Origin of the sequence: Nocardiopsis dassonvillei subsp. dassonvillei DSM 43111 (assembly GCF_000092985.1) — a bacterium.
GTDB lineage: Bacteria > Actinomycetota > Actinomycetes > Streptosporangiales > Streptosporangiaceae > Nocardiopsis > Nocardiopsis dassonvillei.
In genome coordinates this window covers 1,928,155-1,951,441 of the sequence record NC_014210.1, presented here as the reverse complement: position 1 = coordinate 1,951,441, position 23,287 = coordinate 1,928,155, and the positions used below count along the sequence as shown (strand labels likewise).

Annotated in this window: 18 protein-coding genes; 8 read left to right on the top strand and 10 right to left on the bottom strand. The window is 74.2% G+C overall.

All coding sequences use genetic code 11. From position 1 onward, the window contains the following. Nucleotides 1–14 precede the first annotated feature (14 nt). Nucleotides 15–1,778 (bottom strand): ABC transporter ATP-binding protein, encoded by a 1,764-nt coding sequence (locus NDAS_RS07915; RefSeq protein WP_013152629.1) that lies wholly within the window; start codon nucleotides 1,776–1,778, stop codon nucleotides 15–17. Between the two features lie 296 nt (nucleotides 1,779–2,074). Here NDAS_RS07915 and NDAS_RS07910 point away from each other — a divergent pair, with 296 nt between their 5' ends. The 3 genes from NDAS_RS07910 to NDAS_RS07900 all read left to right on the top strand — a co-directional run bounded on the left by NDAS_RS07910 (nucleotide 2,075) and on the right by NDAS_RS07900 (nucleotide 5,461). Then, nucleotides 2,075–2,854, top strand: coding sequence for a siderophore-interacting protein (locus NDAS_RS07910; protein ID WP_013152628.1), 780 nt, complete (start codon nucleotides 2,075–2,077; stop codon nucleotides 2,852–2,854). Between the two features lie 195 nt (nucleotides 2,855–3,049). Beyond that, a complete protein-coding gene (locus NDAS_RS07905; protein WP_013152627.1) occupies nucleotides 3,050–4,054 on the top strand; it encodes an iron-siderophore ABC transporter substrate-binding protein in 1,005 nt (334 codons plus the stop codon). Nucleotides 4,055–4,591: 537 nt separating this feature from the next. Continuing rightward, nucleotides 4,592–5,461: a glycoside hydrolase family 16 protein gene (locus NDAS_RS07900; protein WP_013152626.1), complete on the top strand. Its 870-nt coding sequence runs from the start codon at nucleotides 4,592–4,594 to the stop codon at nucleotides 5,459–5,461. A gap of 75 nt (nucleotides 5,462–5,536) precedes the next feature. Here the strand turns inward: NDAS_RS07900 and NDAS_RS07895 are convergent, their stop codons facing one another. After that, nucleotides 5,537–6,721 (bottom strand): alcohol dehydrogenase catalytic domain-containing protein, encoded by a 1,185-nt coding sequence (locus tag NDAS_RS07895; RefSeq protein WP_013152625.1) that lies wholly within the window; start codon nucleotides 6,719–6,721, stop codon nucleotides 5,537–5,539. Between the two features lie 241 nt (nucleotides 6,722–6,962). Further along, nucleotides 6,963–8,786, bottom strand: coding sequence for a SpoIIE family protein phosphatase (locus NDAS_RS07890; RefSeq protein ID WP_013152624.1), 1,824 nt, complete (start codon nucleotides 8,784–8,786; stop codon nucleotides 6,963–6,965). Between the two features lie 345 nt (nucleotides 8,787–9,131). Between NDAS_RS07890 and NDAS_RS07885 the strand changes: the two genes are divergently transcribed. Then, on the top strand, nucleotides 9,132–9,842 hold the full coding sequence (locus NDAS_RS07885; RefSeq protein ID WP_013152623.1) for a hypothetical protein: 711 nt from the start codon (nucleotides 9,132–9,134) through the stop codon (nucleotides 9,840–9,842). A gap of 154 nt (nucleotides 9,843–9,996) precedes the next feature. Next, entirely contained in the window at nucleotides 9,997–12,312 is a 2,316-nt protein-coding gene (locus NDAS_RS07880; RefSeq protein WP_013152622.1) for an FdhF/YdeP family oxidoreductase, read from the top strand. Between the two features lie 138 nt (nucleotides 12,313–12,450). On the opposite strand, the gene NDAS_RS07875 is transcribed toward NDAS_RS07880, so the two are convergent. Beyond that, a complete protein-coding gene (locus NDAS_RS07875; RefSeq protein WP_013152621.1) occupies nucleotides 12,451–13,239 on the bottom strand; it encodes an SAM-dependent methyltransferase in 789 nt (262 codons plus the stop codon). A 201-nt stretch (nucleotides 13,240–13,440) separates the two neighbouring features. On the opposite strand from NDAS_RS07875, the gene NDAS_RS07870 reads away from it, so the two are divergent. Continuing rightward, nucleotides 13,441–14,076: a histidine phosphatase family protein gene (locus tag NDAS_RS07870; protein WP_013152620.1), complete on the top strand. Its 636-nt coding sequence runs from the start codon at nucleotides 13,441–13,443 to the stop codon at nucleotides 14,074–14,076. A 218-nt stretch (nucleotides 14,077–14,294) separates the two neighbouring features. On the opposite strand, the gene aroQ is transcribed toward NDAS_RS07870, so the two are convergent. Next, nucleotides 14,295–14,780, bottom strand: coding sequence for a type II 3-dehydroquinate dehydratase (aroQ, locus tag NDAS_RS07865; protein WP_013152619.1), 486 nt, complete (start codon nucleotides 14,778–14,780; stop codon nucleotides 14,295–14,297). Between the two features lie 135 nt (nucleotides 14,781–14,915). Here aroQ and NDAS_RS07860 point away from each other — a divergent pair, with 135 nt between their 5' ends. Both NDAS_RS07860 and NDAS_RS07855 read left to right on the top strand, forming a co-directional pair. After that, on the top strand, nucleotides 14,916–16,712 hold the full coding sequence (locus NDAS_RS07860) for an acyl-CoA dehydrogenase (protein WP_013152618.1): 1,797 nt from the start codon (nucleotides 14,916–14,918) through the stop codon (nucleotides 16,710–16,712). A gap of 258 nt (nucleotides 16,713–16,970) precedes the next feature. Beyond that, nucleotides 16,971–17,501, top strand: a complete 531-nt coding sequence (locus NDAS_RS07855) for a DinB family protein (protein WP_013152617.1) — start codon at nucleotides 16,971–16,973, stop codon at nucleotides 17,499–17,501. Nucleotides 17,502–17,681: 180 nt separating this feature from the next. Here NDAS_RS07855 and NDAS_RS07850 read toward each other — a convergent pair whose 3' ends face one another. The 5 genes from NDAS_RS07850 to NDAS_RS07830 form a co-directional block, all read right to left on the bottom strand. After that, the gene (locus tag NDAS_RS07850) at nucleotides 17,682–18,896 is read right to left on the bottom strand and encodes an MFS transporter (RefSeq protein ID WP_013152616.1); all 1,215 of its coding nucleotides are present in this window, start codon (nucleotides 18,894–18,896) and stop codon (nucleotides 17,682–17,684) included. Between the two features lie 472 nt (nucleotides 18,897–19,368). Beyond that, nucleotides 19,369–20,268 (bottom strand): glycosyltransferase family 2 protein, encoded by a 900-nt coding sequence (locus tag NDAS_RS07845; RefSeq protein WP_013152615.1) that lies wholly within the window; start codon nucleotides 20,266–20,268, stop codon nucleotides 19,369–19,371. Then, nucleotides 20,265–21,140, bottom strand: coding sequence for a glycosyltransferase family 2 protein (locus NDAS_RS07840; protein ID WP_013152614.1), 876 nt, complete (start codon nucleotides 21,138–21,140; stop codon nucleotides 20,265–20,267). Before NDAS_RS07840 ends, NDAS_RS07845 begins: the two co-directional genes overlap by 4 nt. 153 nt (nucleotides 21,141–21,293) lie before the next feature. Continuing rightward, the gene (locus tag NDAS_RS07835) at nucleotides 21,294–22,286 is read right to left on the bottom strand and encodes a UDP-glucuronic acid decarboxylase family protein (protein WP_013152613.1); all 993 of its coding nucleotides are present in this window, start codon (nucleotides 22,284–22,286) and stop codon (nucleotides 21,294–21,296) included. Between the two features lie 240 nt (nucleotides 22,287–22,526). After that, nucleotides 22,527–23,213: an SDR family oxidoreductase gene (locus NDAS_RS07830; RefSeq protein WP_013152612.1), complete on the bottom strand. Its 687-nt coding sequence runs from the start codon at nucleotides 23,211–23,213 to the stop codon at nucleotides 22,527–22,529. Nucleotides 23,214–23,287: the final 74 nt, after the last annotated feature.

The window sequence follows — 23,287 nt, the reverse complement described above, 5'->3', positions numbered from 1 at the left end:
ACCCGGCGGGGCGGTCACCGCAGCACCGCCTCGCGGTAGGCCGCGTCCTCCTCGACCAGCCGCGCGTGCGTGCCCGTGCACCGCACCCGCCCCTGGGCCAGCACCACGACGCGGTCGGCGCGGGCCAGCAGCGCCGGGCTGTTCGCGACGACCAGGGTGGACCTGGCCGCACCCGCGCGGGCGGCGGCCGTGCCCCGGGCGATGGCCTCCTCGGTGACCGCGTCCACGGCGGTGGTGGGGTCGTGCAGCACCAGGACGGGCGGGTCGGCGACCAGGGCGCGGGCCAGGGCCACGCGCTGGCGCTGGCCGCCGGAGAGGTTGGCCGCGCGGTCGGCGACCGGCCGGTCCAGGCCCTCGGGGTGGCCCTCGACCAGGTCCGCGGCCGAGGCGGCGCGCAGGGCGTCCAGCAACCGCTCCTCGTCGCCGTCCGCGCCGGTGTCCAGGTTGGAGCGCAGGGTGCCCTCGAACAGGGTGGTCCCGTGCTCCTCCACCAGGACCGCCTCGCGCAGGGCGTCCAGGGCGAGTTCGGGGACGGGGACGCCGCCCACCGTGAGCGTGCCGTCCAGGGCCGCGGGTTCGGCCCGGCCCGAGAGCAGTTCCAGCAGCGCCTCGGCGTCGCGGGGGTCGGTGGTGAGCACGCCGACGAGTTCGCCGGGGGCGAGTTCGAGGTCCACCCCGCGCAGCGTGCGGTAGCTGACCCCGGACAGCGCGACCACGGGCTCCTCCGCACAGGCGCGCTCGCCCGGGGTGACCGCGTCGGGGGCGTTGAGCAGGCGTACCAGCCGCCGGGCGGAGGCGCGGGCGGTGGCGAACAGCTGGCCGACCATGCCCAGACTCTGCACGGGTTCGGCCAGGAACTGGGCGAGGCCGATGACGGTGACGAGTTCGCCGACGCTGAGGCGTCCCTGGAGGGCCATCCACCCGGCCACGCCCGCCACGCAGGCCAGGAAGACGGCGCTGGCTGCGGTGACCAGGCCGCGGTAGACGCCGTTGCTGGCGGCGGCGCCGACCGAGGCGTCCAGGGCCAGGGCGCTGGCCCGGCGGTAGCGGGCGGCCGCGTTGTGCCGCGCCCCGATGCCCATGAGGACGCGCAGGCCGCTGACCAGGTCGGTGGCCAGGGCGGTGGCCCCGGCGGCGGTGGCCTGCTTGGCCTCGCTGCGCCGGGTGATGCGGGCGGCGGGCAGGCGCAGGAGCAGCATGAGCAGGGGGACGCCGACCAGGACGCCGATCCCCAGGGGCACGTCCACGGCCAGGAGCGCGACGGTGGTGACGATGATGGCGACCGCCACGGCGATCGAGGCCGACCAGGCACGCACGTACAGGGCGGCCTGCTCGGCGTCGGAGGTGGCCACCGACAGGACCTCGCCCGCGCGCAGGCCGCTGCGCTCGCCGCGCGGGTCCAGGGCGCGGCGGGCGGCCTCCACCCGCAGCAGGTGCGCCTCGTTCTCGACGGCGCGCAGGGTGAAGCGGGCGCCGTTGCGGTAGGCCTGGGCCAGGACGGTGAAGAGCACGACCATGCCCGCGACGCAGACCGCGAGGGCGCCGACGTCGCCGGAGAAGACGGCCCAGTCGATGGTCAGGCCGATGGCCACCGGAACGAGGGCCTCGGCGACCTGGTGCAGGGAGAGCAGGACCACGCCGACGAGGACGCGGCCTCGGTTGCGCCGCAGGGTGCGGCGGCGCAGGGCGCGCACGCTGTCGGGGACCCCGCCCCCGGGAGTGCGGGGGGAGCGCCGTTCGCGCTCGGCGGCGGGGGCGGTCGCGGGGGCGGCGCTCATACGGCGCGTCCGCTCGGCGCGGGGCGCGCGGCCCCGTACAGACGTCTACTCATCCGATGTCCCGTTCCCCCCGCTGTGTCGTGCCCTGGGCAAGGCTAGTGGGCTGGCGGAGCGCCCGCGGAACCGGGAAGGAGCGCCCCCGGACCACCGTGCCACACCAAGCTTGGTTAGGCTAACCTTTCCCGAGTCGGTATACGGTCACAGCACCCCGAGACCGGACGAACCCGACACCCGCCGCTCTCCGACCCGAACGAAGGGGCCGCGCCTTGCGCATCAGGTATCCGAGCCACCGCAGCATGATCCGCACCCGGGTGGCGCGCACCGAGCGGACCAGCGAGCACTTCCTCACCGTGACGCTCACCGGCGAGGAGCTGACCGGGTTCGAGTTCCTGGGCCTGGACCAGTGCACGCGGATCCTCTTCGCCCGGCCGGGCCAGGAGAGGCTGCACCTGCCCGTCGCCGACAGCGGCGGCGACGGCAACGGGTGGGTGGCCGCGTTCCGCGCCATGCCCGACGACGTGCGCCCGCACGTGCGCAACTACACCGTCCGCCGCTTCGACGCCGAGGCGCTGGAGCTGGACATCGAGTTCGTCGCGCACGGGGACGAGGGCCCGGCGTCGGCGTGGGCGCTGGCCGCGCGGCCCGGCGACGAACTGGGCCTGTACGCCGAGGGGATCTACTACCTGCCGCCGGAGGAGGCCGACTGGCACCTGCTCGTCGGCGACGAGAGCGCCGTGCCCGCCCTGCTCTCCATCCTCGAACAGGCCCCCGCCCACCTGCGCGGACAGGCCTACCTCGAAGTCCCCTGCCCCGAAGACGTACGCCCCGTCCAGGCCCCGCCCGGAGTCGACGTGCACTGGCTCGCCCGCACCGACCCCCACACCGTCCCCGGACGACTCGCCCTGGAAACCGTACGCACCGCCGAGTTCCCCCCAGGACGCCCCTACTGCTTCGTCGCCGGAGAGAACGCCCTCCCCACCGAACTACGCCGCACCCTCGTCCGCCAACACGGCGTCCCCAAGGACGACATCGCCTTCATCGGCTACTGGCGCCACGGCGTGGCGGCCTACTCGTGACGGTGTGACCCTCGACACGGCACCGGCCCGCGGGGAGCGCCGCGCGGCCCCGCCGACGACCGTGCACAACGGGCTTCACCGGCATACGCGGTTTTCCACGCCCTCCCACCACGGGCTTGCGCAAAACGGACGCCTCCAGCACCATAACCTTGCTTAGGCAAGGCTAAGCTCATCCACTCGACCGAATGAGGCCCCATGAACCCCGGTCCGCTGACCCGCGGCGGCGCGATCGCCGCCGGCGCGCTCTCCCTCCTGCTGCTCGCCGCCTGCGGCGGCCAGACCTCCGGCTCCGAGGAGGGCGGCTCGGACGGCGAGGTCGCCGAGGGGTACCCGGTCACCGTCGAGACCCTCTTCGGCGACGTGGAGATCGCGGACAAGCCGACCAACGTCGTCGCCATGGGCTGGTCCGACGCCGAGACCGCGCTGGCGCTGGGCGTGCAGCCGGTCGGCGTGGCCGACTGGCAGGCCTACGGCGGCACGGGCGTGGGCCCGTGGGCGGCCGACATGTTCGAGGAGGAGCCGGTCCAGCTCGGCACCATGGAGCCGAACCTGGAGGCGATCGCCTCCCTGGAGCCCGACGTCATCCTCGACACCCGCTCCGACAACAGCCAGGAGCGCTACGACACGCTCTCTCCGGTGGCCCCCGTGGTCGGCCCGCCGCCCGGGGTGGAGGTCACCTACGGCACCACCTGGCAGCAGCAGACCCGACAGGTCGCCCAGGTGGTCGGCGAGCAGGAGCGCGCCGAGGAGCTCATCGAGGAGCTGGAGGGCCGCTTCGCCCGGATCCGCGAGGAGAACCCCGAGTTCGCCGACATGACCCTGACCGTGGGGGCCTACTTCGACGGCCAGTACGGCGCCTACGTGCCCGGCGACTCCCGGGTGGACCTGCTCCAGGAGCTGGGCTTCCAGTACGAGCCCGAGGTCGAGGAGATGGCCGACGGCGCCTTCTACGTCGACCTGAGCCCGGAGCGGCTGGAGGTCCTGGACGCGGACCTGACGGTCATGTTCCCCATCGGCGGCACGGCGGACCACCTGCGCGAGGACCCGGTGCTCCAGGGCATCCCCTCCGCCGAGGACGGCCGACTGGTCATCCTGGACGACCCGGAGCTGGCCAACGCCTTCTCCAGCGGTTCGTACCCGGGCATCTCCCACGCGCTGGACGAGCTGGTCCCGCTGCTCCAGGAGACCCTGAACGGCTGACGCCCCGCCTGCCGGGCCCCGTGGAGCGCGCGCTCCGCGGGGCCCGTCGTCGTCGGGGCCCGAAGGCCGACGGTCGCGCGGCTCGCGCTTTCGTCCCGGCGGCCCGCGCAGGAACGCGGGGGCACGGGCGTCCGGAGCGCCTGGGCAGGGACGCCCGAAACACCTGTCTCCGCGAGCACGAGGACGTGGGCCGACCGCCGTGTGGCGCGTGACCCGAATCCGGCCCGACCCCGTAAGCACGAGGGCTTGGGACTCAGGCGCCGGGACACGGCGCGCCCCACAGGTCCTCTCCTGCGAAGACCACACCACCCCAAAAGCACACAGACCACACGTTTCACCCCAGCCCCATGGGAGCGATCCCAACTTTTTCGCACGACCCCCCTTGTCCGCGAGCGGTCGCGTACGTACAGTCACTTAACGCTTGTTCAGTGGGCGTCCGCCCACGCGGGCAAGCCCCTCGCGGCACGTGCGGGACCCGCTATTTCGCACGCGTCGCGGCGCCGGGCTCGCCCGTCCCCCCGCTCACCGGAGTACGCCATGACCAAGAGCGCCCGCCGCAGTACCCGCCGCACCGCCACCGTCGCCACGGCGGTGACCGCCTCCGCCGCGCTGGCCGCGGCGATCCTCACCGCACCGCAGTGGACCGGAGCCGACGTGGACGAGGCCAACGCCGAACTCAGCGCCGCGCCCGGGGACGTCGTCTGGTCCGACGAGTTCGACGGCGCCGCCGGAAGCGCCCCCGACCCCGCCAACTGGAACCACGAGACCGGCGCCCACGGCTGGGGCAACAACGAACTCCAGAACTACACCGACAGCCGCGCCAACTCCGCCCTCGACGGCCAGGGCAACCTCGTCATCACCGCCCGCCAGGAGGCGGACGGTTCCTACACCTCGGCCCGTATGACCACCCAGAACAAGGTCGAACACGCCTACGGCCGCATCGAGGCCCGCATCAAGATCCCCCGCGGCCAGGGCATCTGGCCCGCCTTCTGGATGCTCGGCGCCGGCTTCCCCGACACCCCCTGGCCCGACTCCGGCGAGATCGACATCATGGAGAACGTCGGGTACGAGCCGCACATGGTGCACGGCACCGTGCACGGGCCCGGCTACTCGGGCGCGAACGGCATCGGCTCCTCCTACACGCACCCGCAGGGCTGGTCCTTCGCCGACGACTTCCACACCTTCGCCGTCGACTGGAGTCCCGGCTCCATCACCTGGTCCGTGGACGGCAACGCCTACCACACCCTCACCAGCGCCGACGTGGGCGGCAACCCGTGGGTCTACGACCAGCCCTTCTTCATGATCCTCAACATCGCCGTGGGCGGTGACTGGCCCGGCTACCCCGACGGCACCACCCAGTTCCCCCAGCAGATGGTCGTCGACTACGTCCGGGTCTACGAGAACTAGTCCGGACGGACGGAGGCGAACAGAACGGCGCCCCGGGCCGGATCCCCCCGGCCCGGGGCGCCCGCCTCCGGCGGGTCAGGGCCGGAAGACGACCTTGAACACGCCGTCCTGCTTCTTCTGGAACTTCTCGTAGGCCAGCGAGGCCGCGTCCAGGCCCACGTGGTGGGTGGCGAAGTCGTCCACCCCCAGCGGGTCGGACCCCTCCAGCAGCGGCAGGATCTCCGGCACCCACCGGCGCACGTTGGCCTGCCCCATCCGCAGCTGGATCTGCTTGTCGAAGAGCGTGAGCATCGGCATCGGGTCGGCCATGCCGCCGTACACCCCGATCAGGGAGACGGTCCCGCCGCGCCGCACCAGGTCGATGGCGGTGTGCAGGGCGGTCAGCCGGTCCACCCCGGCCGTCTCCATCATCTTGGCCGCCACGCCCCGGGGCATGAGGTTGGCCACGCGCTGCGCGAACTTGGCCGAGCCGTGCCCGGCCGCCTCCATGCCGACCGCGTCGATGACCGCGTCCGGGCCGCGCCCGTCCGTACGGTCGCGGATCTCCTGGACCACGTCGTCGGTGCCCTTGGAGGAGTCGAACACCTCCACGTCCCGGGCGGCGGCGCGGGCGCGCCGCTCCGGCACCGGGTCCACGCCGAACACCCGGCCCGCGCCCAGGTGGCGGGCGACCCGGCAGCACATGTCGCCGATCGGCCCCAGCCCCAGGACGGCCACCGACCCGCCCTCGGGGACGTCGGCGTAGCGGACGGCCTGCCAGGCGGTCGGCAGCACGTCGGACAGGAACAGGTAGCGGTCGTCGGGGCCCTGGTCGGGCACCGGGACCGCGGTGGTCTCGGCGCGCGGAACCCGCAGGTACTCGGCCTGCGCTCCGGGCACCGAGCCGTAGAGCTTGCTGTAGCCGAAGAGCGCGGCGCCCATGCCCTGCTCCTCGACCTGGGTGTTCTCGCACTGGCTCTGGAGGCCGGTGTCGCACATGAGGCAGTGCCCGCAGGAGATCTGGAAGGGGATGACGACCCGCTGGCCGGGGGTGAGGGAGGTGACGCCGGAACCGACCTCCTCGACCACGCCCATGGGTTCGTGTCCGAGGATGTCCCCCGGGGTCATGAACGGCCCGAGCACCTCGTACAGGTGCAGGTCGGATCCGCACAGGCCCGAACTGGTGATCCGGACGAGGGCGTCACCGGGCTCCTCGATCCGCGGATCGGGAACGGTCACGGTGTCGACGTTCCTGGTCCCGTTCCACACCACTGCCTTCATTGGTTCCCCCTGGTCTCACGACGGTGGCGGTCGTCGCCTGGGGAGCGCGCGGCCCCCTGGGCTGCCCTCGGCCACTACCCGGCCCGTGTCGGCGGAAACGGGAGTCGCTGGCGCCCCGGAACCGGTCCGCTGTGGGCCCGGCGTGCGGTCTGGAGCCGGTCGGCGCACCGGACCGAGGCGCCGTGGACCGGCGCTCCGGGTCCGAGCACCGGGCCCGTACCCCGCCCGGGTCCGCTCCCGCTCACCCCCGCTCGGAGGTGTCCCTGACCGGGCTGTCCTCGACTGCCGCGCCGGGCGCCCCGCGGTCGGGCGCGGCGGGGCTGTGCGCGTGCTGGGGCGGCGCGGTGTCCTCGCCCGCCCCCTCTCCCGCCGCCGGGATGCGCAGGGCGAGCAGGGCGACGTCGTCACCGCGGGGGGAGATGCGGGCGAGGAGTTCGTCGCAGAAGTCCTCGACGTCGCGGCGGGCCAGGGCGGCGGCGTGGCGGCGCAGGTTGGCCAGGCCCGTGTCGATGGGGTGGTCGCGGCTCTCGACGAGGCCGTCGGTGTACAGCAGCAGGGTGGACTCCGCGGGGATCTCCTCGCGGGCGTCGGGCCAGTCCAGTCCCAGGTGCAGGGCGGCGCTCATGCCCAGCAGGGGTCCGTGGCCGTCCTCCAGGTAGCGGGTGCGGCCGTCGGCGGTGACGAGCAGCGGCGGGGGGTGTCCGGCGTTGACCCAGTGCAGACACCAGGGCCCGCCCTCGGGGCCCTCGATACGGGCGAAGACGGCGGTGGCCATGGGGGCGTCGCTGGTGTTGGTCATGGCCTCGTCCAGCCGCCGCATGATCAGGCTGGGCGGTTCCTGGCGGTCCCACGCCAGGGCGCGCAGCATGTTGCGGACCTCGGCCATGTGCGCGGCGGCCTGGAGGTCGTGGCCGACCACGTCGCCGATGACCATGGTCATGACGCCGTCGGCGAGCAGGAAGGCGTCGTACCAGTCCCCGCCGATCTCGGCGGCCTGCTGCGCGGGCTGGTAGCGGGCGGCGAAGCGCAGGTGGTCGACCTGCGGCAGGGGGGTCAGGAGCTGGCGCTGCATGGTCTCGGCGACGTGGCGCTGCTGCGCGAAGAGCTGGGCGCTCTCCATCACCAGACCGGCGCGCCGGGCCACGTCCCCCAGCACGAGGATCTCGGCGTCGGTGTAGGCGGGCCGCTCCCCGGTGCGGGCCACGGTCAGCGCCCCGAAGACCTGCCTGCGGGTGTGCAGCGGCACCACCACCGCGGAGTGCCCGCCCAGGCGGTCGAACAGCCGCCGGTGCGCCCGGGCGAGCGGTTCGTCCGGTTCACGGGCGAGGTCACCGGCGACGAACAGGACGGGCTGGGTGCTGTACAGGGCGCGCATCAGCGCCGCGTGGGCGTCGGAGGACAGCGGCGGCAGCGTGCCCTTGAGCGCCTCGGCCGTGTCCTGGTCGCCGAGGGCGTGCACGGCGACGCGCTCCACCTCCTTGGTGCGCCCGTCGGTGACCATGTCGACCACCGCCCAGTCCCCCAGTTCCGGCACCAGCAGCCGGACCAGCCTGTCCAGCATCTCGGGCACGTCCAGGGTGGAGACCAGGACCACGGAGATCTCCGCGACCAGGCTCAACCGGCCGGTGAGCTCCTCCAGGGCCGCCAGGTGCGCCGCGGTCTGCTCGGCGGCGTCGCGGTGCGCCCGGAAGTCGTGGAAGACGATGACCGCGCCCTCCAGGCGTCCCTCGTGCTGGAGCGGGGTGGTCGCCCAGATGATGGGCACGAGCGTGCCGTCCCCGCGCAGGAAGGACTCGCTGCTCCCCTCGGCCGGGTGGCCGCTGGCGAGCACGGCCAGGACGCGGCAGTCCTCCCTGGAGCTCCTCTCCCCCTCCGCGTCGCGGTGCAGCAGATCGTGCAGGTCCAGGCCCAGCATCCGCTCCCTGGGCCGGCCGAGGATGTGCTGCGCGTAGGGGTTGGCGGCGGTGATCCGGCCGGTGGTGTCGATGACGAACATCCCCGCGCCCACGCTGTCGAACACCGCGCGCAGCAGGCCGGTCTCCAGCGGCCAGCCGTCGTCGCTCATCGCGCCGCCCTCCGGTTGCCGCGCCGCCGCGCGGGAGTTGGCCGCGGCCCCGCCGGGGCCGTCCGAAGGCTGCGATCGAAGACACCCATGCGGTTCGCTTACCCACGTTTCTCCTGATGACCGGCGCCGTCAGTCTGCCCCGCGAGGCGGCCCGGGGAGCGCATTGCGGAGTCGGCGGCATGTCATCCACCGCCCGAGGGGGCGCCCGCGAACACCGCGGCGGACCCGCGGGAGGGGCCCGGCCGGGCCCCGGAACCGGGAGGAAAAGCCTTTCCGCGGTGCCCCGCCAGCGGTTAACCTCGGCTGGAGGTCTGATGGCACGGGGACGCGGGAGGAAGGCGGCCGGTGGCGAACTGCCCGGTGTGCTCACGGCAGGATCGGACGGTCAAGGTGTCCGCCGTGGTCCGTGAGGGCACGACGACCACGCGGAGCGCCGGATCATCGACGGTCCGCGGGGATGACGAATGGTCGTGGCTGCGCGGCGAAACGACGATCGCCCGGGCCCGGCACTCCTCCACCTCCCACTCCCAGAGCACCCTGGCGGCGCAACTGAGCTTCCCCGCGCCGCCCGGAACGGCGCCCGGGCTCGCCCGGTGGATCGGAATCGCCCTACTCGTGCTCGCCGCCCCGCTGGTGATCCAGTTCGGTGTCTTCGGCGCCGTACCGGCGGTGGCCACCGGTCTGGTTCTGCGCTGGCTGCTGGGTTGGGAGTGGAGAAGAGCGCTCATCGCGTCCGCCGCGGTCCTCCTCCTCGTGGGCCTGGTGGCCAACGGCGCCCTGAGCCTGCTCGGAGGAGTGGAGCAGTTCGCCTCCTTCGTGTTCGGCATGGTCGTGTGGACACTGGTGATCGGAGCGGGAACCGCGCTGGTCCTGCGGGACGTCCAGAGCACCGAAGCGCGCAGGAAGCGGGACGCGCCCCTCAGGGCCCGCGCGTGGGGGATCTGGCAGCGGCTGTACTTCTGTTTCCGCGACGACCTGGTCTTCGACCCCGCCTCCGGCGCGCACGGGCCTCCGACCGCCGTACGGCGGCTCATCGGATATCCCGACGAGTCGTGACGCGTGCCGGTCCCGGGGGTCATCCCGCGGACCTGCGGCGGTTCCGGCGGGCGGTGCGCGACGCCCCGCGCGGGAAGGCCTCCGTGCGCTCCGCGCCCCGCCCGGGCCGGTGACGCTCACCCGGACGTCCCACCATCGGATGGTCAGTGCCAGAATGCGCAGTGTGAGACACCAGCACTCGGACAACGCAGACCCCGCCCAGGACTCCCCGCGGATCAGCCCGCCCAAGAGCAGCGCGGCCGGACTCCCCGCCGTGCTCAACAGCCTCCGGCACCTCAACGAGCACACCGGCGTGCGGCGCGGACTGCCCGCCATGCTCGCGATCAACCAGAAGCGCGGCTTCGACTGCCCCGGTTGCGCCTGGCCCGAGGGGGACAAGAGGCACCGGGCCGAGTTCTGCGAGAACGGCGCCAAGGCCGTCGCGGAGGAGGCCACGGCCACGGCTCTGACCGGGGAGTTCTTCGCCGAGCACCCGGTCTCCGAGCTGGCCGGGCGGTCCGGGTACTGGCTGGGGCAGCAGGGCCGCCTCTCCGAGCCGCTGTACCTGGCCGAGGGCGCCACCCACTATGAGCCGGTCAGCTGGGAGCGCGCGCTGGACCTGGTCGCCGAGGACCTGCGGGCGCTGGACTCCCCGGACCAGGCGGTGTTCTACACCTCCGGACGCACCAGCAACGAGGCGGCGTTCTGCTACCAGCTGTTCGCCCGCGCCCTCGGGACGAACAACATGCCCGACTGCTCCAACATGTGCCACGAGTCGTCCGGTTCGGCCCTGACCGAGACCCTCGGCGTGGGCAAGGGCAGCGTGTCCCTGGAGGACCTGCGCGAGGCCGACCTCATCATCGTGGCCGGGCAGAACCCCGGCACCAACCACCCCCGCATGCTCACCGCCCTGGAGCGGGCCAAGAAGTCCGGGACGCGGATCGTCACCGTCAACCCGCTGCCCGAGGCGGGGATGCGCGAGTTCCGCAACCCCCAGCGCGCGGGCGGCCTGCTGGGGCGCGGCACCGAGCTGACCGACCTGTTCGCGCAGGTGCGGCTGGGCGGCGACCTCGCCCTGTTCTCCGCCCTCAACCGCCTGCTGCTGGAGGCCGACGAGCGCGGTGAGCCGGCCCTGGACCGGGAGTTCGTCTCCTCCCACACCCACGGGTTCGAGCAGTTCGCCAAGGCGCTGCTGGCCGAGCCGGACGAGGAGTTCTGGGCGCGCACCGAGCGCGACACCGGCCTGGAGCGGGAGCTGATCGAGCGGATCTTCGCGATGGTCACCTCCTCCGAGCGGATCGTGGTGTGCTGGGCGATGGGGCTGACCCAGCACCGGCACTCGGTGCCCACCATCCGCGAGGTGGTCAACTTCCTGCTGCTGCGCGGCAACGTGGGCCGCCCGGGCGCGGGCGTGTGCCCGGTGCGCGGCCACTCCAACGTGCAGGGCGACCGCACGATGGGGATCTTCGAGCGCCCGGCCGAGGAGTTCCTGGACGCCCTGGGCGCCGAGTTCGGCTTCGCGCCGCCGCGTGAGCACGGGTACGACACCGTCAACGCCATCCGCGCCATGGCGCGCGGTGACGTGCGGGTGTTCTTCGCGATGGGCGGCAACTTCGTCGCGGCCACCCCGGACACGCTGGTGACCGAGGACGCCATGCGCCGGGTGGGGTTGACGGTGCACGTGTCCACCAAGCTGAACCGCTCGCACGTGGTGACGGGGACGCGGGCGCTGATCCTGCCCGCCCTGGGGCGCAGCGACCGCGACCTGCGCGACGGCGAGCCGCGGTGGGTGACGGTGGAGGACTCCATGGGCAAGGTGCACGCCTCCCACGGCGTGCTGGCCCCGCTGTCGCCGGGCATGCGCTCGGAGGTGGACATCGTCTGCGACCTGGCCGAACGGGTGCTCGGCGACTTCCCGGTGGCGTGGTCGGAGCTGACCGACTACGACCGGGTGCGCGAGCACGTGGCCGCGGTGGTGCCGGGGTTCGAGGACTTCAACGCCCGCGCGCGCAGGCCCGGCGGGTTCACCCTGCCGCACGCCCCGCGCGACGACCGGCGCTTCCCCACCGCGACCGGGCTGGCCAACTTCACGGTGAACGGCACGTACGCGCCGGAGGTGCCCGAGGGGCGGCTGCTGTTGCAGACGCTGCGCTCGCACGACCAGTACAACACCACGGTCTACGGCCTCGACGACCGGTACCGGGGCATCAAGGACGGCCGCCGGGTCGTGCTGGTCAACCCCGAGGACGCGCGGGAGCTGGGGCTGGCCGACGGCGCCTACACCGACCTCGTGAGCGAGTGGCACGACGGCAGGGAGCGGCGCGCGGCGCACTTCCGGGTGGTGCACTACCCGACCGCGCGCGGGTGCGCGGCCTCCTACTTCCCGGAGACGAACGTGCTGGTGCCGCTGGACTCCACGGCCGAGGTGAGCAACACGCCGACGTCGAAGTCGGTGGTGGTGCGCTTCGAACCCGACTCCGGGGCCGTTTGACCCCGTGACCGGAACGGCGCCCCGATCCGTCCCTTCGCCGGGCCCCACGCGCCACACCGGCGACCCCTCCGGTCAGCCCGCCGGGGCCCGGCGGGTCGTCCGGGCTCCGGGGCGCGCTCCCCGGGGCCCGGCGGACCGTCAGGCCTTGCGGGCGACGCCGCAGTACTGGTCGGCCGCGACGATCTCGCCCACCTCCGCGGCGTCGGGCCGCCAGAAGGGCGCCGGGACCACGCCGGGCTCCAGCAGGTCGAGCCCGTCGAAGAAGCCCGCGATCTCCTCGGGGCTGCGCAGGTGGTAGGGCAGGGGCGCGGTCTCGTTCCAGCGCCGGGACGCCTCGATCATCGGTTCGCTGGTGTCGGTCCCGTCGCACAGGGCCAGGAAGCTGCCCGGGGGCAGCGCGTCCACGTAGGCGCGCACGGTGGCGTAGGCCCGGGCGTTGTCAGGGGTGTGCCCCATGGTGCCCAGGATGGTGAGCGCGATGGGCCGGCCGAAGTCCAGGTGGGCGGCGGCCGCCTTGAGGACCTGCTCGGGCTCGTGCAGGTTGGCGTCGACGTAGTGGACCTTCCCCGCCCCCTCTCCGACCAGCAGCGCGCGGGCGTGCGTGAGCACCAGCGGGTCGTTGTCCACGTAGACCACCCGGGCGTCGGGGGCGGCGGCCTGGGCGACCTCGTGGGTGTTGTCGTGCGTGGGCAGCCCGGTGCCCACGTCCAGGAACTGGCGGACGCCCTCCTCCCGGGCCAGGTGGGTGACCGCGCGGATGAGGAACTCCCGGTCGGCGCGGGCCGCGGTGACCATCTCCGGGTAGGCCTGGAGCACGTAGTCGCCGACCTCGCGGTCGGCCGGGTAGTTGTCCTTGCCCCCCAGCCAGTAGTTCCACACCCGGGCGGAGTGTGCCACGGTGGTGTCGATGGGGGGTGTGTCCGTCATGGTGTGCCCTCTCACCGGAAGCGCGGTTCGCGCCCGTATTGTCCTGCTCGCGGAAAGCGTGACGCAAGCGAAAACGCCGTGTGCGCGGGCGTTCCCGAACGACGGGCGCTCGTTCCCGGACCCCGTCAGCGCCTTCGCCCGTCCCTCCGATCGCCTCCCCCGGCGTGGGGGCGTCAGCGGGGCCGCTCGTACCCTGGTGCGATGCCAGCGATCTATCTGATCCGCCACGGGAAGGCCTCCCCCGAGGCGGAGGACTACGACGAGTTGAGCCCGACCGGCTACGAGCAGGCGCGCCTGCTGGGCGCCGAACTCCGGCGGCGCGGCCCCCGCGTCGGCCGCGTGGTGACCGGCGCGCTGCGCCGCCAGCGCCAGACGGCGGCCGCGGCCCTGGCCGAGGCGGGCCTGGACCTGGAGCCGGTCGGCGACGAGCGGTGGAACGAGTACGACCACCTCGGCCTTCTGGGCGCCCACCCGGGCGCGACCGGCTCGCTCCAGGAGCGGCTCGACGCCTCCCTGTCCTCGTGGATCGAGGCCGGGGGCAGCGGTCCGGGCACCTGGGAGGGCTTCCGGAGCGGGGTCCGGCAGGCGCTGGACGACCTGGTCGCCGGACTGGGCAGGGGGGAGACCGCGCTGGTCTTCACCTCCGCCGGGGTGATCGCGACGGTGTGCTCGACCCTGCTGGGCACGGCGCCCGCCGGGTTCCTGGCCCTGAACCGCGTGGTGGTCAACGGTTCGGTGAGCAAGCTGCTGCACGGCCGGGGCGGCACCCGACTGCTGTCCTTCAACGACCACGCCCACCTGGAACAGGGCGGTCCCGCGCTGATGACCTACCGCTGAACGCACGTGCGGCCCGACGCGCGCCCGGTGCAAACCGACCGGTTGGTACCGCCCCCGGGGCGGCCGGTGCGACCGCGTGCGGCCCCCGGCTTCCCGGCTCCGGCCCGGCCCGCGCCCTCGCGGGTCGGGGCCGGAGCGCACACAGCCCCGCGGACCCCTGGTCCGATCGGTCCGCGGAGGACGCCCCCGAGGGGCCGGGCGCGGTCCGGCCGCCCGGCTCACCCCGCCTGGGCGCCGTCCGCCTCCCGGCGCTCGGCATCGCGCCGCAGCACCGCGCGCAGGGCCAGTTCGTAGCCGAAGACCCCGCACCCGGCGACGTAGCCCGCGGCCACCGGCGCGGTCACCGAGGTGTGCCGGAACTCCTCGCGCGCGTAGACGTTGGAGATGTGCACCTCCACCACGGGCGCCTCGACCGCGTCGATCGCGTCGCGCAGCGCGATGCCGTAGTGCGCGTAGGCGCCGGGGTTGAGCACCACCCCGGCCCAGCCGCGGGCGGCGTGGATCCGGTCCACCATCACGCCCTCGCTGTTGCTCTGCGCGCACACCACCCGCACGCCCAGCTCCTCGCCGAGGGAGACCACCCGCCGTTCGACCTCCGCCAGGGTGGTGGTGCCGTACTGCCCGGGGTCGCGGGTGCCCAGCAGGTTGAGGTTGGGGCCGTTGAGCAGCAGGACGGTGCGGGAGGGGTCGGACACAGCGGACATGCGGGTCAGCGCTCCTTCTCGGGTCGGTGGCAGCAAGCTTAGGGCCCGGGCGGCGCCGTGGCCCCGGTCGCCCCGGAGTCCCGCGGACGGGGTAGCATACCGACCAGTCGGTCCACGATTCCGAGGAGGCGACCCGTGGCGTCCACCCTGCTGTCCACGCGCGACCTGCACTTCCTGCTCTACGAGTGGCTCGACACCGAGGCGCTCACCAGACGCCCCCACTACGCCGACCACTCGCGCGAGACCCTCGACGCCGCGCTGGAGCTGGCCGAACGCGTGGCCACCGACCACTTCGCGCCGCACAACAAAACCAACGACGCCAACGAGCCCCGCTTCGACGGCGAGCGCGTCCACGTCATCCCCGAGGTGGGGAGGGCTCTGGAGGTCTACGCCGCGACCGGCCTGAGCGCCGCCGGGATGCCCGCCTCCGTGGGCGGCGCCCAGGTCCCGCACGTGGTCTCCAGCGCGTGCGGCGCCTACTTCCAGGCCGCCAACCTGGGCACCTCGGCCTACCCCTTCCTCACCTCGGGCAACGCGCGCCTGCTCCTGGCGCACGGCACCCCCGAGCAGGTCGACACCTGGGTGCGCCCCATGGTGGAGGGACGCTTCACCGGGACCATGTGCCTGTCCGAGCCGCAGGCGGGCAGCTCTCTGGCCGACATCACCACCCGCGCCGAGGAGGACGGGGAGGGCGGCTACCGGCTGTTCGGCAACAAGATGTGGATCTCTGCGGGCGACCACGAACTGACCGAGAACATCGTGCACCTGGTGCTGGCCAAGATCCCCGGCGGTCCGCCCGGGGTCCGGGGCATCTCCCTGTTCGTCGTGCCCAAGTACCTGCTGGAAGCCGACGGGACGATCGGCGAGCGCAACGACGTCGTGCCCGCCGGGCTCAACCACAAGATGGGCTACCGGGGCACCGTCAACGCGATGCTCAACTTCGGCGAGGGCCGCCACGCCCCCGGCGGGCGGCCGGGCGCGGTGGGCTACCTGGTCGGCGAGCCCCACCAGGGGCTGAAGTACATGTTCCACATGATGAACGGGGCCCGGATCGGGGTGGGCGCGGGCGCCGCCGCCGTCGGCTACACCGGCTACCTCAAGTCGCTGGCCTACGCCCGCGAACGCCTCCAGGGCCGCCCGCTGGGCGACAAGGACCCCGGGCAGCCGCAGGTCCCCATCGTCGAGCACACCGACGTGCGCCGGATGCTGCTCGCCCAGAAGAGCTACGTCGAGGGCGCGCTCGCCCTGGTGCTGTACTGCGCCCGGCTGGTGGACGAGACCGCGAGTGCCGAGGACGACAAGGCGCGCGAGCGGGCCCACCTGCTGCTGGACGTGCTCACGCCGATCGCCAAGAGCTGGCCCTCCCAGTGGTGCGTGGAGGCCAACAGCCTGGCCATCCAGGTGCACGGCGGGTACGGGTACACGCGCGAGTACGACGTGGAGCAGCACTACCGGGACAACCGGCTCAACCCGATCCACGAGGGGACCCACGGCGTCCAGGCCCTGGACCTGCTGGGCCGCAAGGCCGTGCTCGACGGCGGCTCCCGACTGTCGCTGCTGGTGGAGACCGCGCGCGCCACCGCGGACCGGGCCCGGGAGCTGGGCGGGCGCGAGGCCGAGTACGCGGTGCTGCTGTCGGAGGCCCTGGACCGGACCGCGGAGACGGCCGCCGCGGCCTGGGCCGAGGGAGACCCGGCGGTGGCGCTGGCCAACGCCACCCCCTACCTGGAGGCGGTGGGACACGTGGTGGTCGCCTGGATGTGGCTGGAGCAGCTGGTGGCCGCGCACGGGCGCGAGGGCGGCTTCTACGAGGGCAAGCGCGCCGCGGCGGCGTACTTCTTCCGGCACGAGCTGCCGCGCACCGGGCCGCAGTTCGACCTGGTGGCCTCGCGCGACCGGACGGTGCTGGACGTCTCGCCCGACGTCCTCTGAGGGGCGGCGGGGGAGGCCGGGGCGCGTGTGCCCCGGCCTCCCGGCCCCCGGACGCGGAACGCCGCGGCCTCGTGCCGGTGGTCGGCCGGTGCCGGAACGGGCCCTCGCGGGCATCGCGCGGGGTTCCCCGGCCCGTGGTCCGACCTCGGACGCCGACCGCTCCGCGTTCCCACCCGGTTTTCCGGCGCCGGACCCCTCGCACGTCCCGCGCGGGAAAACCGCTTCGGCGCGGGCGGGGCCCTGTGCCAGGCTGGGCCCATGTCCGATCCTCGTCGCGCGCTGCTGCGCTGGCAGTTCGACTTCACCTGGTCCCTGTTCGAGTACCACCTGGAGCGACTGGAGCCCGGCGACCTGCTCTGGGAGCCCGGCCCCCTGTGCTGGACGGTGCGCCGGGACGGCGGGGGCCGCTGGGTGCCCGACTGGGCGGACACCGAACCCGACCCCGTGCCCGTCCCCACCGCGGCCTGGGTCACCTGGCACATCGGCTGGTGGTGGTCCACGGCCCTGGACCACCTGCGGGGGCGCGTTCCGCGCGGGCGCGAGGAGGTCCACTGGCCGGGCCCGGAGGAGGCGGCCGACTGGCTGCGCGCACTGCGGACGCAGTGGCTGGAGGTGCTGGAGGGGCTCACCGGCCCGGACCTGGACGGCCCCGCCGCGTTCCCCTGGCCGCCGGACTCCGGGCTGTCGGTCGAGCACACGGCCGCCTGGGTCAACGGCGAGCTGATGAAGAACGTGGCCGAGCTCGGGCAGCTGCGGCTGCTGCGGGTCGCGTCGGCGTCCGAGGCCTGACACCCGCCGAGGACGGGTGGGCGGGGCGCTCATCACGGCGGGCCGAGAACGTGTCCGGTGTGACGTGTGGGGTTCCTCGCCGGTGCTCCCGCTCCCGGCGGCACCGCGGGCCGTCGGGGGCGCCGCGGGGAGCGGGATCGCCTCCGGGGCGCGCCCCGGAGGACCCCGCCGGTCACAGCGCTAACGGCGGGCCGGACCGCTGGCCAGCGCGACCAGGGCGCCGAGCACCGACAGGGCCGCCAGCAGCAGGAACACCGCCGGGTAGCCGCCCAGGGGCCCGGCCAGCAGCGCGCACGCCCCCGGCGCCAGGGCCATCGTGAGCATGAGCGGGGTGTGCATGATGCCGTTGAGCGTGGTGTAGTGCTCCTCCCCCCAGCGGTCCGCCACGGCCGTGGCCTGGAGCAGGGTGAGCACGCCCCGCGCGGCGCCCACCAGCGCCGCCGCGGTCATGACCAGCCACAGCGGCCCGCTGACCAGGGAGATCAGGCCGGTCGCCCCGGCGCAGGCCAGGAGCGCCGCGGCGATCCGGTGCACCGCCCCGCTGTACCGCGCCAACGGGGCGTAGACGAGGCGGCCCAGCACCTGGCCCACGCCCACGGCGCTGAGCGTCCAGGCGGCCTCGGCGGTGCCGAACCCGCGCCCCTCCATGAGCGGGACGACACCGACCACGACCGCGTACACGGTGAGGGTGCCCAGGGCGAGCGCCGTGGTCAGCGCCCAGAACGCACCGCTGCGGACCACCCCGCGCACCGCCCGGCGGTGCCCGGCCCGGTCGGCGGTGCCGCCGGGAGTCCAGGGCGGGGTCAGGGCCAGGGCGTGCAGCGGCAGCACCACCAGGGCCAGGACCAGGGCGAGGGCGAGGTAGGCGCCGCGCCAGCCGACCTGCGCCTCCAGGGCGGCGGTCAGCGGGGCGAAGACGGTGCTGGCCAGCCCGCCGACCAGGGTGAGGGCGGTGAGCGCCCGGACCCTGCCCTGCCCGTACCAGCGGGTCAGGGCGGCGAAGGCGGGCGGGTAGGAGAGCCCGGCCACGGCGGCTCCGGCCACCTGCCAGGCCGCGCCGAAGAACCACAGGTTCGGGGCCAGGGCCAGTCCGGCGACGGCGACCGCGCCCAGCAGGGCCGCCGCGGTCATCACCGGCCGGGGGCCGCGCACGCGCAGCCAGCGGGCCACCAGGGGCCCGCCCAGTCCGGCCACGACCTGGGACCCGGAGAACAGGGCGATGACGGCGGGCAGGGACCAGCCGGTGTCCTCGGCGATGGCGGGCGCCAGCACGGGGAAGGCGTAGAACAGCACGCCCTGGCTGGCGGTGACGGTGACGCACAGGGCGGCCAACGCCCTGCGCGCGTCCGTGCCGGAGGGGGCCCGGCCCGGCGCGCGGAGGGGTCGGTGGGTCATGCGCGCCGCCCGCGCGGTGCCGGTCGGGTGTTCGGGGGAAGCGGGGGAACGGGGACAGGGTTCCGTTGCGCTTGCACGGGGGACTCCTCGCCCTGGGAGGGGCAGACCCAGGGATCGAACGGACAGGTGACGCGTTCGTGTACATACCCGCGCCACTACGCCGAGTATTCACCGAATGGCTATCTGTCGCTTACCTGGAATTCCAGCTTTTGTCCCCCGGAATGGGTAACAGCTCCCCACCGCGCGCGGAGACCACGGCGCCGCCCCCGGGATCGCGGGCAGGCGTCCACCCGGAACCCGGAGCCGTTCCGGGCGTCCCCTAAGCGGCTCCGTGCCAGGGACCCGGACGGCTCGCGTCCCCTACGGCTCACGCCCCGGGCAACTCACGTCCCGAGCGGCTCACGGCCGTGACAGCCCGGGTGACCCGCGTTCCGAGCGGCCCGCCTCCCGGGCGACCCGCGCCCCGGACGCCTCAGCCCACGTAGCGCCGCGCCCGGGACTCCCTGCGGGGCGCCTCCAGGGTGCGCAGCCCGCGCTCCACACCCGGCGGGACCGGCGCGCGTTCCCTCAGCACCCAGGGCAGCCCCCCGAGCGCCTCGGCGACGGCCATCGCGCTCGACAGGTCGCGCGGCACCGACCGCAGCACCGACCACGTGTGCCGCCACGCCCCGTCCACCGGGCGCCGCAGCCACGCGGTCCACAGGGTGTTGCGGATGCCCAGGCGCCGCCGCCGGGTGGGGTCGCGCACCGGCGAGGCGGCGTGGTGGGCGACCGTGTCCTCGTCCCAGCACATCCACCACCCGGCGGCGGCCAGGTCCAGCGCCAGCAGCTCCTCCTCCCCGCCCATCCACAGGCGCCGGGAGAAGCCCCCCGTCTGCCAGAAGGCGCGGACGCGGAACACGGTGACCCCGGCGAGCACCCCGAGCAGGGCGGGACCCGGCAGCCAGTCCGGCCCGGGCACCGGCGAGTGGCGCAGCTCCGGGGTGAGGGGGTCCTCCCCGCCCCCGGGCTCCACGATCAGCCGCGCCGTCACCGAACCCAGCCCGGGATGGGCGTCCAACAGGTCGGCGGCCCGCTCCAGGGAGCCCGGTTCCCACCAGGTGTCGTCGTCGCAGAAGGCGACGTAGGGCGTGTCCAGGGCCTCCACCCCGACGTTGCGGCCCACCGAGCCCAGGTTGGCCCCCGCCCGGACGAGCCGCACCCACCGGTGGCGTTCGGCGACGGCCGCGGCCGTGCCGTCGCGCGAGGCGTTGTCCACGACGACGGTCGGCGGCGGCCCCGGCAGGTCCGCCAGCCGGTCCAGGGTGCGCAGCAGTTCCTCCCGGCGGTCGCGGGTGATGACCACGACGCCCACGCGCGCGCTCCGGTTCATGCCTCCTCCAACAGGGCCAGGTCCCGTTCCACGTGCGCGGGCACCGGACGGCGCCGGGCCAGCACCGCGGGCAGGACCCGCAGCGCCCCGGTCAGGGCGCCGCGCGAGACGGGGTCGCGCAGCGAGCGCCCGGCCAGCCGGGCCGTGCGCGCCAGGGCCAGGCCGGGGCGGCGGCGCAGCCAGACCGTCAGCAGGGCGTTGCGCTCCTCCAGCGTGCGCCGCCACAGGCCGGGCGGACGCGCCGAGGACGGGTGGTGGTGCACGCGCACGTGCTCCAGGTGGCACAGCTCCCATCCCGAGGCCGCCAGGTCCTGGGCCAGGAGTGCCTCCTCCCCGGCGAAGAACAGCAGGTGGCTGAAGCCGCCCGCCTCCGTGAACGCCGCGCGCCGCACCACGGCGGCGCAGGCCAGGAACCCGAGGATCCGCGGGCCGGGCAGGCCGTCGCCGTCCGGGAGCGGGCTGTGGGCCAGCGCCCCGTTGAGCGGGTCGGGACGCCCCTCCTCGCCGACGAACACCGACGCGGCGACCAGCCCCAGGCGCGGGTGGGCGTCCAGGGCGTCGGCCGCCGCCTCCAGCGCCCCCGGCGCCCACCAGGAGTCGTCGTCGCAGAAGGCGACGTAGGGCGTCCGGGCGCGCGCCACCCCGGTGTTGCGGGCGACGCAGCCGGTGTTGCGGTCCTGGCGCACGAGTTCGACGTCGGGGAACCCCTCGCGCACGGCCTCGGCGGTGCCGTCGGTGGAGGCGTTGTCCACGACCACCACGGGCGGGCGGGGCTCCAGCAGTTCCAGGTGCCCGAGCGTGCGCAGCAGCTCCTCGCGCCGGTCGCGGGTGGCCACCACCACGGTGACCCGTGAGCGCTCCGGATTCCCCACGCTGGCCCTCTCTCCCCTCTCGTGTCCCGATCCGCGCCTTCGCCGCGGTTCCGTACTCGTGGCGGGGTCCGGCGCTCCGGACTCGCCACGAGTACGAGGGCACCGCGGACCGGGACCTCTGGCGTCACACCGGTACCGTTTCCGGTCCGGCCCTCAGTTGGCGGGCGCGGTCCCCTCGGGCAGGTCCTCGTAGCGGTCGCGCTGGTCCACGAAGTAGGCGACGGTACGGCGCAGCCCCTCGTCCAGGCGGACGCGCGGCCTCCAGCCCAGGGCCTGCTCGGCCAGGCGGATGTCGGGGCGCCGGAAGTGCGGGTCGTCCTCGGGGCGTTCGACGAAGGTGATCTCCGACCGGGTCCCGGTGACGCCGAGGACGACGCGTGCCAGGTTCAGCACGGACAGCTCCTCGTCGCTGCCGATGTTGACCGGCCCCGTCGTCTCGCTGTCGGCCAGGGCGATCAGGCCCCGCACGGTGTCGTCCACGTAGCACAGCGACCGCGTCTGGTGGCCGTCGCCCGCCACCGTCAGCGGCCTGCCCTCCAGCGCCTGGTTGACGAAGGTGGGCACCATGCGGCCGTCGTCGGCGCGCATGCGCGGCCCGTAGCAGTTGAAGATGCGGGCGATGCCCACGTCGGCCCCGCGGGCGCGGTGGTGGGCCATGGTCAGCGACTCGGCGTAGCGCTTGGCCTCGTCGTAGACGCTGCGCGGGCCGACCGGGTTGACGTTGCCCCAGTAGGTCTCGCGCTGCGGGTACTCCAGCGGGTCGCCGTACACCTCGCTGGTGGAGGCCAGGACCAGGCGGGCGCCGTGGCGCTCGGCGCACTCCAGCGCGTTGCGGGTGCCCAGGCTGCCCACCTCCAGCGTCTCCACCGGCAGGCGCAGGTAGTCCGGCGGGGACGCGGCCGAGGCCAGGTGGAACACCGTGTCCACGGGTTCCTCCAGCGTGAACGGTTCGGTGAGGTCGGCCTCCATCAGCTCGAACCAGGGGTGCCCGGCCAGGTGCGCCACGTTCTGCGCCCGGCCGGTGGCGAAGTTGTCCAGGCACACCACGCGTGTGCCCCTCTCCAGCAGCCGTTCGCACAGATGGGAGCCGAGAAACCCGGCGCCACCGGTGACCAGGGCCCTACCTCTCGACGCGTGCTCGCGCATCGTCGCCCACCTCCTCGGATGGTCTCACCGCTTACCTGGGTGCTGTTCTGTGGCCCCTGGGGCCTGTCTTGTGAACGGAGTCTTGGCGTGAGGGGGGTGGTTCGGGCGCCCACGGGGTTCTGGAGGTGCCGCAGGTGAGACCGCGAGGAACGAGCCGTCTCACCGGAGACACCGAAGGTTCCCGTGCTTCGGGCGCCCGAACGCGGGCCGAAGCGAAGCGGAGGCCCCGAAAGACACCGGTCAGGGCCAGGACGTCTCCTGCGAGGGGCAGATCACCATCTCGCGCACCTCGCAGCCGGGCGGCTGGCTCAGCGCGAACACCACCGCGCGGGCCACGTCCTCGGGCGCGTTGAGCTTGGCGTCCGGTCCCGGCTTGTACTGGTCGGGGCGGTCGTCGAAGAAGGAGGTGCTCATGCCCCCGGGGACCAGGAGCGTCACCCCGACCTGTCCGGCGAGTTCGGCGGCCAGCGCCCGGGTGAAGCCCACGACCCCGAACTTGGAGGCGCAGTAGGCCGTGGCGTCGCTGAGCGCGCGCAGGCCGAGCGTGGAGGCGCAGTTGACCACCGTGCCCCGGGAGGCGCGCAGGTGCGGCAGGGCGGCGCGGGTCACGGCGGCGGTGCCGATGAGGTTGACCTGGATGACCCGCTCCCAGTCCTCGGCGGACACGTCGGTGAGCGTGCCGCAGGCGTCGGTCCCGCCCGCGTTGACCAGGGCGTCGATGCGGCCGTGCTGGACGCTGACCTGCTGTACGGCGCGCTCGACCGCCTCGCGGTCGGCCAGGTCCACCTGGTGAAAGGACAGGTCGTTGCCGGGGTGCTGCCGGTCCAGGATGATCGGGTGGCCGCCCCCGTCGGCCACGGCCCGCGCGGTGGCCGCTCCCAGGCCCGAGGACCCTCCGGTGATCAGCGTGTTTCCGAGTGGACGCATCTGTCTCCCTCGTTCTCCGTCGTCGTTCGTCGCTGTCCGTCGTTCGTTTCCGACTTCCCGGGCTCCGGGGCCGG